This is a genomic window from Prolinoborus fasciculus, assembly GCF_056724605.1.
The window spans coordinates 1-730 of record NZ_JBWZQN010000156.1 but is presented as its reverse complement, the minus strand read 5'-3'; the positions used below and the strand labels follow the sequence as shown (position 1 = coordinate 730).

Genomic DNA, 730 nt, shown 5'->3' with positions numbered 1-730 from the left:
ATTAAGCGAATTTGGAAAGAAAGTTCAGGTCGATACGGTGTGCGTAAGGTCTGGCAACAACTGAAACGTGAAGGCTATGTGATTGCACGTTGTACAGTTGCTCGATTGATGCAAAAGCTAGGTATACAAGGTGTTTGGCGTGGTAAGAATAAACAAACCACCCGTAACCGAGATGACCAAAAACGGGCAGATGATTTAGTGAAACGTAATTTTAATGCTGATCATCCAAACCAACTATGGGTGGGTGACTTTACGTATATTCAAACTCATTCAGGCTGGGTATATACCGCATTTGTTATTGACGTGTTCTCACGAGCAATTGTTGGATGGAAAGTATCTACACGGATGAATACAGATATGGTGCTCGATGCATTGGAGCAAGCATTGCACGATCGAGGTATGCCTAAGAATGTGATTCATCATTCAGATAGAGGTGTTCAATATCTTTCTATTCGCTATACCAATCGTTTAGAAGCAGCAAATTTACGAGCATCAGTCGGTACGACAGGTGATTCATACGATAATGCTTTGGCTGAAACGGTGAATGGCTTATACAAAACAGAAGTGATTGAATATTTAAAAGCAGATTGGCAAGGTTTAGCGGATGTACAACTTGCGACATTAAATTGGGTAGATTGGTTCAACAAAAAGCGTGTACACAGTGCACTGGGTTATGTATCGCCTTTTGAGTTTGAAGCAATGTACTATGATAAGATTAATCCGTTAGGTC

General features: G+C 40.5%; 1 pseudogene. It reads left to right on the top strand.

The features are described from left to right. A pseudogene (locus AC1P5O_RS16695) lies at positions 1–730 on the top strand (IS3-like element ISAba19 family transposase); the annotation flags it as partial.